At 68.5% G+C, this 13,630-nt stretch carries 12 protein-coding genes; 6 read left to right on the forward strand and 6 right to left on the reverse strand.

Annotated elements, in window-relative coordinates; translation table 11 throughout:
• Positions 1-23: 23 nt before the first annotated feature.
• From MZV50_RS18760 to MZV50_RS18775, 4 genes are all read left to right on the forward strand, one after another.
• Positions 24-668: a YjfK family protein gene (locus MZV50_RS18760; RefSeq protein WP_252630804.1), complete on the forward strand. Its 645-nt coding sequence runs from the start codon at positions 24-26 to the stop codon at positions 666-668.
• Positions 668-1,099, forward strand: a complete 432-nt coding sequence (locus tag MZV50_RS18765) for a DUF350 domain-containing protein (protein WP_252635277.1) — start codon at positions 668-670, stop codon at positions 1,097-1,099. The genes MZV50_RS18760 and MZV50_RS18765 overlap by 1 nt, the downstream gene beginning before the upstream one ends.
• Positions 1,100-1,110: 11 nt before the next feature.
• Positions 1,111-1,746, forward strand: coding sequence for a DUF1190 domain-containing protein (locus MZV50_RS18770; protein ID WP_252630805.1), 636 nt, complete (start codon positions 1,111-1,113; stop codon positions 1,744-1,746).
• A gap of 143 nt (positions 1,747-1,889) precedes the next feature.
• Complete coding sequence (locus MZV50_RS18775) at positions 1,890-2,387, forward strand: hypothetical protein (RefSeq protein WP_252630806.1); 498 nt, start codon at positions 1,890-1,892, stop codon at positions 2,385-2,387.
• A gap of 5 nt (positions 2,388-2,392) precedes the next feature.
• On the opposite strand, the gene MZV50_RS18780 is transcribed toward MZV50_RS18775, so the two are convergent.
• The 5 genes from MZV50_RS18780 to MZV50_RS18800 form a co-directional block, all read right to left on the reverse strand.
• Positions 2,393-2,872 (reverse strand): low molecular weight protein-tyrosine-phosphatase, encoded by a 480-nt coding sequence (locus MZV50_RS18780; protein WP_252630807.1) that lies wholly within the window; start codon positions 2,870-2,872, stop codon positions 2,393-2,395.
• The gene (locus MZV50_RS18785; RefSeq protein WP_252630808.1) at positions 2,872-6,483 is read right to left on the reverse strand and encodes a hydantoinase B/oxoprolinase family protein; all 3,612 of its coding nucleotides are present in this window, start codon (positions 6,481-6,483) and stop codon (positions 2,872-2,874) included. Before MZV50_RS18785 ends, MZV50_RS18780 begins: the two co-directional genes overlap by 1 nt.
• Positions 6,484-6,641: 158 nt before the next feature.
• Positions 6,642-7,217 (reverse strand): TMEM165/GDT1 family protein, encoded by a 576-nt coding sequence (locus tag MZV50_RS18790; protein WP_252630809.1) that lies wholly within the window; start codon positions 7,215-7,217, stop codon positions 6,642-6,644.
• 241 nt (positions 7,218-7,458) lie between these two features.
• Positions 7,459-8,211 carry a DUF2793 domain-containing protein gene (locus MZV50_RS18795; protein ID WP_252630810.1) on the reverse strand — a complete coding sequence of 251 codons (753 nt, stop codon included), beginning with the start codon at positions 8,209-8,211 and terminating at the stop codon, positions 7,459-7,461.
• A gap of 93 nt (positions 8,212-8,304) precedes the next feature.
• Positions 8,305-9,312 (reverse strand): NAD(P)H-dependent flavin oxidoreductase, encoded by a 1,008-nt coding sequence (locus MZV50_RS18800; protein ID WP_252630811.1) that lies wholly within the window; start codon positions 9,310-9,312, stop codon positions 8,305-8,307.
• Positions 9,313-9,544: 232 nt separating this feature from the next.
• Between MZV50_RS18800 and MZV50_RS18805 the strand changes: the two genes are divergently transcribed.
• Both MZV50_RS18805 and scpA read left to right on the forward strand, forming a co-directional pair.
• Entirely contained in the window at positions 9,545-10,936 is a 1,392-nt protein-coding gene (locus tag MZV50_RS18805) for a methylmalonyl-CoA mutase subunit beta (protein WP_252635278.1), read from the forward strand.
• Positions 10,937-10,940: 4 nt separating this feature from the next.
• Positions 10,941-13,091: a methylmalonyl-CoA mutase gene (scpA, locus tag MZV50_RS18810; RefSeq protein WP_252630812.1), complete on the forward strand. Its 2,151-nt coding sequence runs from the start codon at positions 10,941-10,943 to the stop codon at positions 13,089-13,091.
• Here scpA and MZV50_RS18815 read toward each other — a convergent pair.
• Complete coding sequence (locus MZV50_RS18815; protein ID WP_252630813.1) at positions 13,088-13,561, reverse strand: DUF4112 domain-containing protein; 474 nt, start codon at positions 13,559-13,561, stop codon at positions 13,088-13,090. The genes scpA and MZV50_RS18815 overlap by 4 nt on opposite strands.
• Positions 13,562-13,630 lie beyond the last annotated feature (69 nt).

Genomic DNA, 13,630 nt, shown 5'->3' on the forward strand with positions numbered 1-13,630 from the left:
TTTTTGAGGGCTCGCGGACCGCGATGTTCGGAAAGCTTTTCGGCAGGAAGGACGCCTCGCGCCCCGCCCTGCCCGTCATCCGCAACGTGACGATCGGCCGGACGGTGGTGCTGGACCCGCTGACGTGGCGACGCTTCGGCGCAGAGACCAAGTTCGCGCTCGACCGCGACACGCTGGAGATCACCGCCCAGGGCCTGATCCAGCTGAACGACGGCGCGTTCGTGCACCGGTTCTATACGGACGACGAGATCCTGTTCCAGGTCGTTTCGGACGACCGCGAGGGTCAGCGCGCCAACGACTTCACCGTCTTCGTCCCGTGGGCCAGCGACTATCCGGCCGATCGCGCCGATCGCGACCTGTGGAGCCAGCGCCTGAGCGCCCGCACCTTCCGGGCCGAGGGCTTGCCCGAATATCGCCGCCTGTGGTTCGGCGAGGAGGCCGCGCAGCAGGATCCGGTGACGCTGTGGGAAGACGTCTTCTACGACCGCGAGGCCGACAGACCCGACCGGCGCCTTTTCCAGACGACCATGCTGTTTTATCGCGACCTCGCCGGCGGCGATGGGCGCGAGCTGCTGCTGGCCCTGACGCTGGAGCCGGAGGATAGCAAGGACGTCTCCCACGAGACGATGATCGGCCTGCCGCTGTCGGTGGGTGAATTCAGGGCTTGATAAGGGGCGAGAGCGAGATGTTCGACTTCACCGCATTCCAGGACGGCGCGACGGCCTTCATGCTGGCCTTCGTCGTGGCCGGCCTGTTCACCATCGCCTTCAAGTACATCTACCAGTGGGTGACGCCCTACAATGAGAAGGCGCTGATCCGGGCGGGCAACGTCTCGGCGGCCGTCGCTCTGGCGGGCGCCCTGATCGGCTACGCACTGCCTCTAGCCTCGGCGCTCAGCCACACGGTCAGCCTCCCGGAATTCGCCGCCTGGGCCACCGTGGCCGGCGTCGTCCAGATCGCCGTCTTTTGCGGCGTGCGCTTCCTGGCGCTGCGGGATATCAAGGCGCGGGTCGAGGCCAACGAGATCTCCATCGGCGTCTATCTGGCCGGCATCTCGATCGCGGTCGGCCTGCTGAACGCCGCCTGCATGACCTCGTGAGGACCAGAGCCATGCGCAAGCGCTCGAGTTCACTGAAGCTCACCACCATGCTGGCCGGCGCCACGGCGTTGACTCTGTCCGGCTGCGACGATCCCGGTCCCCAGGCCAGCTGGGACCCCAATCGCGGCGAGCAGGTCCAGGCCTTCAGCTACAAGTCGCTGGAAGAGTGCAAGGCGGCCAACGAGGTCTCCGACGCTCAATGCGACACCTCCTACGCGGCCGCCCAGAAGGACGACCAGAAGAATGCTCCGCGCTATGAGGCCCGCGCCTCGTGCGAGGACGTCTATGGCGCCGGCAACTGCGTGCCGCGCAGCGAGGCCAACGGTGGCGGCAGCTTCTTCACGCCCCTGCTGGCCGGCTTCGTGATCGGCCAGATGCTGGACGGCGGCGGTTATCGCGGCACCGGGCTCTATCGCCGCAACGACGAGTACGGCGGCGGCTACTACTCGACCTACGGCGGGCGCCTGGGCCGCGACTACGGCACCGGGCGCACGACGATCAGCAAGTCGAGCATCGATCCGCCCGACGCCATCCGTCAGGCCCCGCCCAAGATCCAGACCCGCACCTCGGTGGTCTCGCGTGGCGGCTTCGGCGGCGGTCGCAGCTATGCCAGCAGCGGTAGCTATCGGGGCGGCTTCGGCGGCTAAACCGCGCCGATATTTTTGCGATTGACTCGCAAGTTTCCTTCGCGTTTAGTTGCGAAGTGTTCGCAAGAACGCGTCGGGCCGCTCACCGAAGTCGGTTCGCCACGGCGGGTGTCGGCCCCCTGCTTGGCGAGGAGATTTCCGGCGTGCGGCCCGACCATTTCCCCGACCCCTTCGCCGACGCTCAACTCGACCATTGCGGCCCCGTCGGCCTGGCCGAGGGCGAGCGGATCCTTCTCTGGATGCTGCGACAATGGGTGACGGCCAGGGTGCTGGGCGAAGAGCCTGGCGCGCGGCTGTCGAATAAGGCTGGCAGCCTGGTCTCCCCCCGCGTCGCCGCCGCCTTCATCCTGATGATGACGTCCATCGAGCGGCAGGTCCGGCGCCCGCTTTGCGTCTCCGCGCCCTACTGCACGGGCTATGCCGACGATGAGCAGCGCCTGATCACCGCCTGCGGCGTCTGCCCCGCCTCGCCCGAGATCGCCGGTCGCCTGATCGAGGGCCTGGTGGTCACGCCCGAGACCGTGACGGTCATGGCGCGCTTCCTAAACACCGCGCTCGCCCATGACGGCAAGGCCCTGCCGATGCGCTTCGACGAGCCGGAGCCACCGGTCCAGTCGGCGCGGCGACCAACCTTCCACTAGCCTCGCTAGCCCCGCCGGCCTTCCTTGGCCAGCCGGCCGGCCAGCGCTTGCGCGCCCATCACGACGTCGCGCCAGGCCGCGTCGAAATCACTGGCGTCGCCATAGTAGGGATCGGGCACCGCCCGCCCCTCCTGACCAGGAACCAGGTCCAGCAGCAACCCCAGCTCCGCCGTCGCATCGCGGGGCGCCATGGCCTGCAGGCCCGTGAGGTTGGCGTGATCCAGAGCGTAGATGTGGGTGAAGGTGCGGAAGTCGTCCTTCGTCACCTTGCGGGCGCGCTGGCGAGTGATGTCGACGCCGTTGCGCGCCGCCACGGCGATGGAGCGGGGATCGGGCCGCTCCCCCACGTGCCAGCCTCCCGTACCGGCGGAATCGACCACGACGTCCAGGCGCATCATCTTGGCCTCGGCCCGGAACGCGCCCTCGGCCAGCGGCGAGCGACAGATGTTGCCCATGCAGACGAATAGAACCGAAGCCGTGGGCATCAAGCCTTCCCCCAACCGCCGCCGCCCGGCGTCTCGATAACTATGGCGTCGCCCGCGCCGACCTCGACGAGATCGGTGGCGGCCATCGGCGAAACGCTACCATCGGCGCGCTCGATATGCGCTGCGCCCAATGCGCCCGGTCGCCCGCCCTCCAGTCCGAAGGGGGGAACGCGCCGGCGATTGGACAGCAAGGTCGCGGTCATCGGCTCGCGAAAGCCGATCTTGCGCACGACGCCGTCGCCGCCGGGATGCGCGCCCGCCCCGCCGGAGCCGCGCCGGATCGAGAAGGCCTCGACCAGCACCGGATAACGGACCTCCAGCACCTCGGGATCGGTTAGGCGGCTGTTGGTCATGTGGGTCTGGACCGCGTCGGTCCCGGCGAAGTCCGGCCCAGCGCCCGAGCCGCCGCAGATGGTCTCGTAGTACTGGCGCCGGTCGTCGCCGAAGGTGAAGTTGTTCATCGTCCCCTGGGCCGCGGCCATCACGCCAAGGGCGCCATAGAGCGCGTCGACCACAACCTGGCTGGTCTCGACATTGCCGGCCACCACCGCCGCCGGATAGCGCGGCCGCAGCATCGAGCCCTCGGGGATCACCAGTTCGACCGGCCGCAGGCAGCCGTCGTTCATCGGGATCTCGTCGTCGACGAGCGTGCGGAAGACATACAGCGCCGCCGCGCGACAGATCGAGGCCGGAGCGTTGAAGTTGGTTGGGACCTGATCGCTCGTGCCGGTGAAGTCGACGCGAGCGGTCCGGGCCTTCTGATCGACCTTGATGGACACGCGAACCACCGCCCCGTCGTCCAGTTCGTAGGCGAACGATCCGCTCCTCATTGTCGCCAGCACGCGACGGACGGCTTCCTCGGCGTTGTCCTGGACGTGGGCCATATAGGCCTCGACGACCGCCTGGCCGAATTCGGCGACCATGCCGGTCAGCGCCTCGGCTCCGCGCGCGCAGGCGGCGATCTGGGCCTTGAGGTCGCCGATGTTCTGGTCGGGATTGCGCGCCGGCCACTTGCCCGAGGCCAGCAGGGCGCGGGTCTCGGCTTCCCGGAACCGGCCGCCCTCGACCAGCAGGAAGTTCTCGATCAGGACGCCCTCCTCCTCCACAGTCCGACTGGTCGGCGGCATCGAACCCGGCGTGATGCCGCCGATGTCGCCTTGGTGCCCGCGCGCGGCGACGTAGAACAGCAAGGCTCCAGCAACGTCAAAGACCGGCATGACCACCGTCACGTCCGGCAGGTGGGTGCCGCCGTTGTAGGGCGCGTTCAGCATGTAGACGTCGCCGGGCTTCATGCCGCGGCCATCGCCTCCACGGGCGTCGCGGATGGCCCGCACGCTGTCGCCCATCGAGCCCAGGTGCACCGGCATGTGCGGGGCATTGGCGATCAGATTGCCCTCGCGATCGAACAGCGCGCAGGAGAAATCGAGCCGCTCCTTGATGTTGACCGAATAGGCGGTGTTCTGCAGCGCGAAGCCCATCTCCTCGGCCACGGCCATGAAGAGGTTGTTGAACACCTCCAGCATGACCGGATCGGCCTGCGTTCCGATCGCCTTGCGGGCCGGCAGGGCGACGACGCGGTCGAGGATCAGGTTCAGGTGCGGATCGACGGCGGCCCGCCAGCCGGGCTCGACGATGGTCGTGCCGGTGGTCTCGCGGATGATGGCCGGGCCGAGGATCTCGGCGCCGACGGCCAGGGCTTCGCGGTCGAAGACGGGGGTCGCGTGGATGGCGCCAGCCATGCGGGTTTCGACGGTGGCCAGCGGCTCCGCGCCACTAGACAGGCCGGACTCAAAATCCGGTTCAGAACCGGCGTCCGAATGTCCGATAGCTTCGACCGACAGCGTCTCGACGACCAACGGCGTCGTCGGCGAGGTGAAGCCGAAGCGGCGCTGATGCAGGTCCTCGAACGCTTCCCGGATACGATCATCGAACGGCACGACCAGCGGCGTGTCCGTGCCGGCGTACTTCACCCGCAGGCTGGCGACCGTCTCGACCGAGGCCATCGGGACGTCCTGCGCGCGCAGGGCCGCTTCCGCCTCGGCGGCCAACACCTTCGCGCGGTCTGCCAGGCCGCCCGCCGCATCCAGCGGCCGTTCGACCGTCTCCTCGCGGATCAGGCGCAGGTCGGCCAAGCCCATGCCATAGGCGCTGAGCACCCCGGCGAACGGATGGATCATGACCTTGGTCATGCCCAGGGCATCGGCCACCAGGCAAGCGTGCTGCCCACCCGCGCCGCCGAAGCACGCCAGCACATAACGCGTGACGTCGTAGCCGCGCTGGATCGAGATCTGCCGAACGGCCTTGGCCATGTTCTCGACGGCGATGGTGACGAAGCCCTCGGCGACCTCATGCGGGGTCATGGCCTTGCCGGTCGCGGCGGCGATCTCACTGGCCACGGCCTCGAAGCCACGCGTCACGGCCTCGGCGTCTAGCGGCTGGTCGGCGTTGGCGCCGAACACCTTGGGGAAGAACTCCGGCCGCAGCTTGCCCAGCATGACGTTGCAGTCGGTGACCGTCAGCGGCCCGCCCCGGCGATAGGCCGCCGGTCCAGGAACCGCGCCGGCCGAGGCTGGCCCCACCCGCAGTCGCGCCCCGTCGAAGCTGCAGATCGAGCCGCCGCCCGCCGCCACGGTGTGAATGTTCATCATCGGCGCGCGCATCCGCACGCCCGCCACCACCGTCTCGAACGCCCGCTCGTACTGACCGGCATAGTGGCAGACGTCGGTCGAGGTGCCGCCCATGTCGAAGCCGATGACGCGCTCGAAGCCCGCCTCCCCCGCCGTCCGCGCCATGCCGACCACGCCGCCGGCCGGGCCGGACAGAATGGCGTCCTTGCCCCGGAAGGCCCGCGCATCGGTCAGGCCGCCGTTCGATTGCATGAAGAGGAGCCGGGTGTCGTGGCCCAGCGCGCCGGCCACCTGATCGACGTAGCGGCGCAGGATCGGCGACAGGTAGGCGTCGACCACCGTCGTGTCGCCCCGCCCGACCAGCTTCATCAGCGGGCTGACCTCGTGGCTGGCCGAGACCTGGGTAAAGCCGATCTCGCGAGCGATGTGGGCGACCCGCGCCTCGTGGTCGGTGAAGCGGAAGCCATGCAGCAGCACGATGGCGATGGCCCGAAAGCCGGCGTCATAGACGGCTTGCAGACCAGCTCGCGCGGCGGTCTCGTCCAGCGGCCGCAGCACGCCTCCCTCGACGCTCATCCGCTCGTCGATCTCGACGACGCGGTCGTAAAGAGCCTCGGGCTTGACGACGTGGCGCTCGAACAGCTTGGGCCGCGCCTGGTAGCCGATCCGCAGGGCGTCGGCGTGTCCTTGGGTGATGGCCAGGACCGTGGGCTCGCCCTTGCGCTCGAGCAGCGCGTTGGTGGCCACCGTGGTGCCCATCTTCACCGCGTCGATGGTTGCGCCCTCGGGCAGCAGGGTCCGGACGCCCGCGACGGCGGCGTCGGCATAGTGCTCGGGATTTTCCGACAGCAGCTTGTGGGTGACCAGCGAACCGTCAGGCCGCCGCGCGACGATATCGGTGAACGTGCCGCCCCGGTCGATCCAGAACTCCCAGCCGCGCGGGCGGACGGTATCGGTGATGGTTGCGGTCGTTTCCGAGTCCATTCTCCGTCCATACCCTCTCCCACCTTCCCGGCGAAAGCCGGGACCCAGATTCATCCTGAGCGATCGGGGTATCCGCGCCATCGGCATCGGCATGGCCCATGATACTCGGGGTTCGACCTGGGCCCCGGCTTTCACCGGGGAGATCGGAATATGGACGGCTACTTCAGAATTCCCACCAGTTCCGCCACCTGCCACAGGCCCAACAGCAGGAAGATCACCGCCGCGCCGATCCGCACGTACTTCAGCGGCACGACCTTGGTGGCGGCCTCGCCCAGATACACGGCAGGGACGTTGGCCAGCATCATGCCCAGGGTGGTGCCGGCGGCGACCCAGCCGATCGAATGGAACTTGGCGCCCAGGGCGACGGTGGCGATCTGGGTCTTGTCGCCCATCTCGACCAGGAAGAAGGCAATGGCCGTGGTCATGAACACGCCGTAGCGCCGCGCGCTGGGCGCGTCCTCGTCATCGGCCTTGTCGGGAATCAGAGCCCAGGCGGCCATGGCGATGAACGAGATGGCGATCGCCCATTTGAACCAGGCGCCGCTCAGAAGGTCCGACACCCAATAGCCGGCCGTGGCGGCCAGGGCGTGGTTAGCGAGGGTGGCGACCAGTATGCCCAGGATGATCGGCACGGGCTTCTTGAAGCGCGTGGCCAGGATGATGGCCAGGAGCTGGGTCTTGTCGCCGATCTCGGCGATGGCCACGACCAGGGTCGAGACGAGCAGGCTTTCCACTGAGATAGTCCTCCGGGCCGGGCGCATGCCAATAGCGTCGACGTCCACCCGGCCCGGATGGAAATCGGCGCCATTGGTCTCGCCAAGGAAGCTCCAGTCGCTTCCCTTCCCCGCGCCATGCTCCCTTTCTCGAAAGAAAGAGAAGCAAGTGTGTTGACGGCGGGGCCCGCTGATCGGCGCGGGCGGCTACTCCCCAAAGGTGAGGCGGCGTTTAGACGCTCGAGCCGCCCGCGTCAACGCGTCAAGCTACCGCGGCAGGGGCGTCGAAACGCAGCAGGTGGATCGCCACCCGCACCTTGCCGGCCGTGAAGTTGGCCCCGACGGCGGTCAGCAGCACCGGCGTGTCGGCGTAGTAGGCGGTCGGACCGATGACCCCGATGTTGCTGGAATTCTTGGCCACGCCCAGCGAACCGCCGAACTTGCTGGCGTCACCGGAGACGCCGCAGTTGTACGCGGTCGCCCCCGTCACGGCGACGGTGGTGCGGGTCGAGACGGCCAGCACGATGGCGCGGTTCGGGATGGCGATGCCAGTCGCGGTCGAGGCCCCCGACAACGTCACCTCCTGTTCCAGGATCTCCAGCCGGGTGTTGGCGAGGTTGGGCGTCTGCGCCGCCGTCAGGCTGCGGAAGGTCGCCGACAGCGGGACCCAGGCCGCGCCGTCGAACGCGACCATCTGGTTCTCGTCCTTGAGCCAGGCCAGCACGCCCTCGGCCGGAACCAGCGGCTCCCAGGCGCCCGCCTCGAAGCGCATCAGGGTTCCAGCCGCCTGCCCCGTCCAGGCCGCGCCCGTCGCGCCGCCCGGAAGGATCCACACGCCGCCGGCGACGGGGCTGACCGGCTGGGCCGAGACCACACGGCTCTCGACGGCCAGTTGCACCAGGCCATCCAGCCTGGCGAGACTTTCGTTGATCGGAATGTGCTTCTGGGCCTGGGCGGCGACCACATAGGGCAGGCCAAGGCGGGGCGTGACGTCGTCGAAGAAAGGATCGGGCATCAGGCGGCTCCGGGAGCGGTTGAAGTCGCTCCCAGCATCCAGCCGCTCCGACGACCGGGGACAGACACGCGCCTGTCCCCGTGCTCCACCCGTTTATTCGGCGGCGAAAGCCAAATGATTTCCGGACGTAAGCGCCGTCTTGGCCGCAAGTTCAGCCTTGGCTTGCTCGTACTCGTCGGCGAACTTGGCGATGAGTTCGGCGGCCGGCAGCACTTCCTTGATGGCGCCGATACCTTGGCCCGAGCCCCAGATGTCGCGCCAGGCCTTGGCTTCCTGGTTGCCGCCCGAGCCGAAGCTCATCTTGGACGGATCGCTGACCGGCAGGTTGTCCGGGTCCAGGCCGGCATTGACGATCGACGAGCGCAGGTAGTTGCCGTGCACGCCGGTGAACAGGTTCGAATAGACGATGCCGTCGGCCTGGCCTTCGACGATCGCCCGCTTGTAGCCTTCGATGGCGTTGGCTTCCTCGGTCGCGATGAAGGCCGAGCCGATATAGGCCAGATCCGCGCCCATGGCCTGGGCGGCCAGAATCGAGCGGCCCGAGGCGATCGAGCCCGACAGCGCCACCGGCCCGTCGAACCACTGGCGGATCTCCTGGATCAAGGCGAATGGCGACAGGGTCCCGGCATGGCCGCCCGCGCCGGCCGCGACCGGGATCAGGCCGTCGGCGCCCTTCTCGATGGCCTTGCGGGCGAAGCGGTCGGTGATGACGTCGTGCAGGGTGATACCGCCGTACGAGTGGATCGCCTGGTTCAGGTCCTCGCGCGCGCCCAACGAGGTGATGACCACCGGCACCTTGTATTTGACGCACATCGCGATGTCGTCTTCGAGGCGGTTGTTGGTCTTGTGGACGATCTGGTTGACCGCGAACGGCGCGCTCGGCGCTTCCGGATGAGCCCTGTCGTAGGCCGCCAGCTCCTCGGTGATTCGGGCCAGCCACTCGTCCAGCTGCGACAGGGGACGGGCGTTCAACGACGGGAACGAACCGACAATCCCGGCCTTGCACTGGGCGATCACCAGGTCGGGATTGCTGATGATGAACAGCGGCGAGGCGATGACCGGCAGGCGCAGACGGTCACGCAGGATGGGCGGCAAGGCCATGGAAAGGCTCCCCTTTGGAGGTCGGCTTGAGACGCCGAATATGTGATCACCGATCAGATTAAACGCCTGTTTGGTTCCCGCGCAAGGCTTGACGGCCCTAACGGCAGGGGCGCATCTCGTTCGAAAAGCAAAAAATGCTGCACCGCAGGAGAGAGACGCTTTGATCGTGGCGACGACGCCCCTGGCCGAGGATTTTGGCGCCCAAGGCGACGACGCGACGCGCGCGCGCTGGATGACGCTGGTCGAGAAGACCCTGAAAGGCCAAAGCTTCGACGAGGCCCTCACCGTCAAGACGCCCGACGGCCTGACGATCCAGCCCCTGTACACCGCCAAAGATGGCGTGGCCGTCGCTCGTGACCTGCGCCTCCGTGATCCCGAGCGCCCCTGGGACCTGCGTGTCCGCGCCGCCCACCCCGATCCGCTCCATGCGGCCAAGGACATCCTGAGCGACCTGGAGAACGGCGCGGCCTCGGTGCTGTTGCAATTGGATCCGACCGGCGCGAACGGCGTCGCGATCGGCTCGACCGAAGACCTGGCCAAGGCGCTTTCGGGGGTGCTGCTGGACCTGGCTCCCGTCGCCGTGGACGCCGGCTTCATGGGCGCCAAGGCCGCCGACTGGCTGGGCGCCCTGACCAAGGCCGCGCCAAACGCGCCGCTGGCCTTCCACCTGGACCCCCTGACCGCCTTCGCCCAGGCCGGCGCCAGTCCCGGCCCGATCGAAAGTCACGTTTTCAACGCCGCCACGGTCGCCTCGCGCCTCTCCGCCACCTACGCCAAGGCCAGACTGTTCCTGGCCACCGGCCGCGCCGCCCACGAGGCCGGCGGCTCGAACACCGAGGAACTGGCGATGATGACCGCCAGCGCACTGGCCTACGCCAAGGCCCTGGTGCGCTCGGGCCTTTCGATGGACGAGGCCTTCGGCCGCATCGTTCTGGGCGTCAGCCTGGATGGCGAATACTTCACCGGCGTCGCCAAGGTCCGCGCGGCCAAGGCGATGTGGGCTCGGCTCACCGAAGCCTGCGGGGTCGCCGTCGCGCCGAGGATCGAAGCCCGCTCCTCGCGCCGGATGCTGGCCAAGGCTGACGCCTGGACGAACCTCCTGCGCCTGACCTCGGCCGGTTTCGCCGGCGCGGTCGGCGGGGCGGACGCCATCGTGCTGGACGCCTTCACCGACGCCATCGGCCTGCCCACCGCCTTCGCCCGCCGCCAGGCCCGCAACACCCAGCTCGTCTTGATGGAAGAGAGCAACCTGGGCCGCGTCGCCGATCCTGCGGGCGGGGCCTGGTACCTGGACAGCTTGACCGACCAGTTGGCCCGCGCGGCCTGGAGCGGCTTCCAGGCCATCGAAGCCGCCGGCGGGATCGTCAAGGCTCTGGAGAGCGGCCTGGTCGCCGACGCCATCGCCAAGACCCGCGCGGCGCAGGAAGCCGCCTTCGCCGACAAGAGCCGCAAGATCCTGGGGGTCACCGTCTTCCCCAACGCCGACGACAAGACACCGGAAGTGGAAACGCCGAACGCGGCCGACTTCGCCGTCGCGGGCCCGGACATTCGCCTCCCCGGCCCCGACAGCCATTGCCCGGCCCTGGCGCCGGTCCGCTTCGCCGCCGCCTTCGAGGGAGCCTGAGCCCATGAGCAAGTTCCCCGACTTCAGCCAGATCGACTTCGCGGAAGTCGTCTCCGCGCCGGCGGCCGACGGCGAGGCCTGGAACACGCCCGAGGGCGTCGCCGTCGCCCCGGCCTATGACGCCGACGACGCGGCAGGTCTGGACTTCACCGGCGGCTTCCCGGGCGTCGCGCCGTTCGTGCGCGGCCCCTATCCGACCATGTACGTGACCAACCCGTGGACGGTGCGCCAATACGCGGGCTTCTCGACCGCCGAGGACAGCAACGCCTTCTACCGCCGCAACCTGGCGGCCGGTCAGATGGGCCTGTCGGTGGCCTTCGACCTGGCCACCCACCGCGGCTATGACAGCGACCACGAGCGGGTGAAGGGCGACGTCGGCATGGCGGGCGTGGCCATCGACTCGATCCTGGACATGCGCACGCTGTTCTCGGGCATCCCGCTCGACAAGATGAGCGTGTCGATGACCATGAACGGCGCGGTGCTGCCAATCCTGGCGCTCTACATCGTGGCGGCCGAAGAACAGGGCGTCAGCCCCGACAAGCTGTCGGGGACGATCCAGAACGACATCCTCAAAGAGTTCATGGTGCGGAACACCTACATCTATCCGCCCGCGCCCTCGATGCGGATCATCTCGGACATCTTCGCCTTCACCTCGGCGAACATGCCCAAGTTCAACTCGATCTCGATCAGCGGCTACCACATGCAGGAGGCCGGGGCGACGGCCGACCTGGAGCTGGCCTACACTCTGGCCGACGGCGTTGAATACGCCCGGGCCGGCGTCGCCGCGGGCATGAGCATCGACACCTTCGCGCCGCGTCTGAGCTTCTTCTGGGCGATCGGCATGAACTACTTCATGGAAGTGGCCAAGATGCGGGCCGCGCGCCTGCTGTGGGCCCGCCTGATGAAGCGCGAGTTCGAGCCCAAGGACGACCGTTCGCTTTCGCTCCGTACGCACAGCCAGACCTCCGGCTGGTCACTTGCGGCGCAGGACGTGTTCAACAACGTCTCGCGAACCTGCGTCGAGGCCATGGCGGCCGTGAATGGCCAGACCCAGAGCCTGCACACCAACGCCCTCGACGAGGCCCTGGCGCTGCCGACCGACTTCTCGGCCCGTATCGCCCGCAACACCCAGCTGTTCCTGCAGATGGAGAGCGGCACCACCCGCGTCGCCGACCCGTGGGGCGGCAGCTACTACGTCGAGCGCCTGACCTACGAGTTGGCCCAGAAGGCCCTGGCGCATATCGAGGAGGTCGAGGCCGCCGGCGGCATGGCCAAGGCCATCGAACAGGGCATTCCCAAGCTACGCATCGAGGAAGCGGCCGCCAAGACCCAGGCCCGCATCGACGCCAATCGCCAGAGCGTGGTCGGCGTCAACCGCTACAAGCCCGCTGTCGCCGACGACATCCCGATGCTGAAGGTCGACAACGGCGCCGTCCGCGCCCAGCAGCTGGACAAGCTGGCCCGCCTGAAGGCCGAGCGCGATCCGGCCGCCACTGAAGCCGCCCTGAAGGCGCTGGAGGACGGCGCGCGCGGGACCGGCAACCTGCTGGCCCTGGCCGTCGACGCCGGCCGCGCCAAGGCCACGGTCGGCGAGATCAGCATGGCCATGGAAAAGGTCTTCGGCCGCCACCGCGCCGAGATCAAATCCATCCAGGGGGTCTATATGAAGGAGGCCGGCAGCGATCCGACCACCGCCCGCGCCAAGGCCATGGTCGAGGCGTTCGAGCAGGCCGACGGCCGCCGGCCGCGCATCCTGATCGCCAAGATGGGCCAGGACGGCCACGATCGGGGCCAGAAGGTCATCGCCACGGCCTTCGCCGACCTGGGCTTCGACGTCGATATCGGCCCGCTGTTCCAGACCCCGGCCGAGGCCGCCCGCCAGGCCGTGGAGAACGACGTCCACGTGGTGGGCGCCAGCTCGCTGGCCGCCGGCCACCTGACCCTGGCGCCGGAGCTGAAGGCGGAGCTGGCCAAGCAGGGTCGCGACGACATCCTGATGGTCGTCGGCGGCGTGATCCCGCCGCAGGACTTCCAAGCCTTGCGCGACGCTGGCGCCGTGGCGATCTTCCCGCCCGGCACGGTCATCGCCGAGGCGGCGATCGAACTGCTGGACCAACTGAACCGCCAGCTGGGCTACACGCAGGAAGCAGCCTAATCGCGCTTTCGGCGGAACAGACCGCGCTTTTTCCGGGCTCGCTCCTGCGCCACCTCTTCGGGCAGGCCGTGGCGGGCCTCGATGTCCTTCTGGAGAGCCTTGGCCGCCATCAGGTGGCCTGGGAACACCGTGTCGATGGCCCAGCCCAGAACGGGCACCGTGTCGGACAGGTTGTCGGCGGCGAGATAGGCCGCCATCCGGCCGACCGTGGCGGGCGCGGCCCTGGCGTGAATGGCATGGAACAGCAGCAATCCGCCGGCGCCGAGGCCGTAGGCGAGACCGACTCCGGGAACCCACGCCAGGACGCCGTCCAGGCCGATGCCCACCGGACCCACGCCGATCAGGCGGTCGGACAGTCGCTTGATGGTCTCGGCGGCGCGCCAGGCCCGATGCGCCTTGAACCGCGCGTCATCCACGGGGCCCGCATTGGGGCCGGCATAGGCGGAGGCCATGGAGAAGTCGTCGGTCATGATCCCAGAACGTTCCGCGTGGTCTCTCGTTGCGTCGCTCTGAGATCGTGGCCGACGCCCAGAGCCGCA

This window comes from Caulobacter segnis (genome assembly GCF_023935105.1).
GTDB lineage: Bacteria > Pseudomonadota > Alphaproteobacteria > Caulobacterales > Caulobacteraceae > Caulobacter > Caulobacter segnis_B.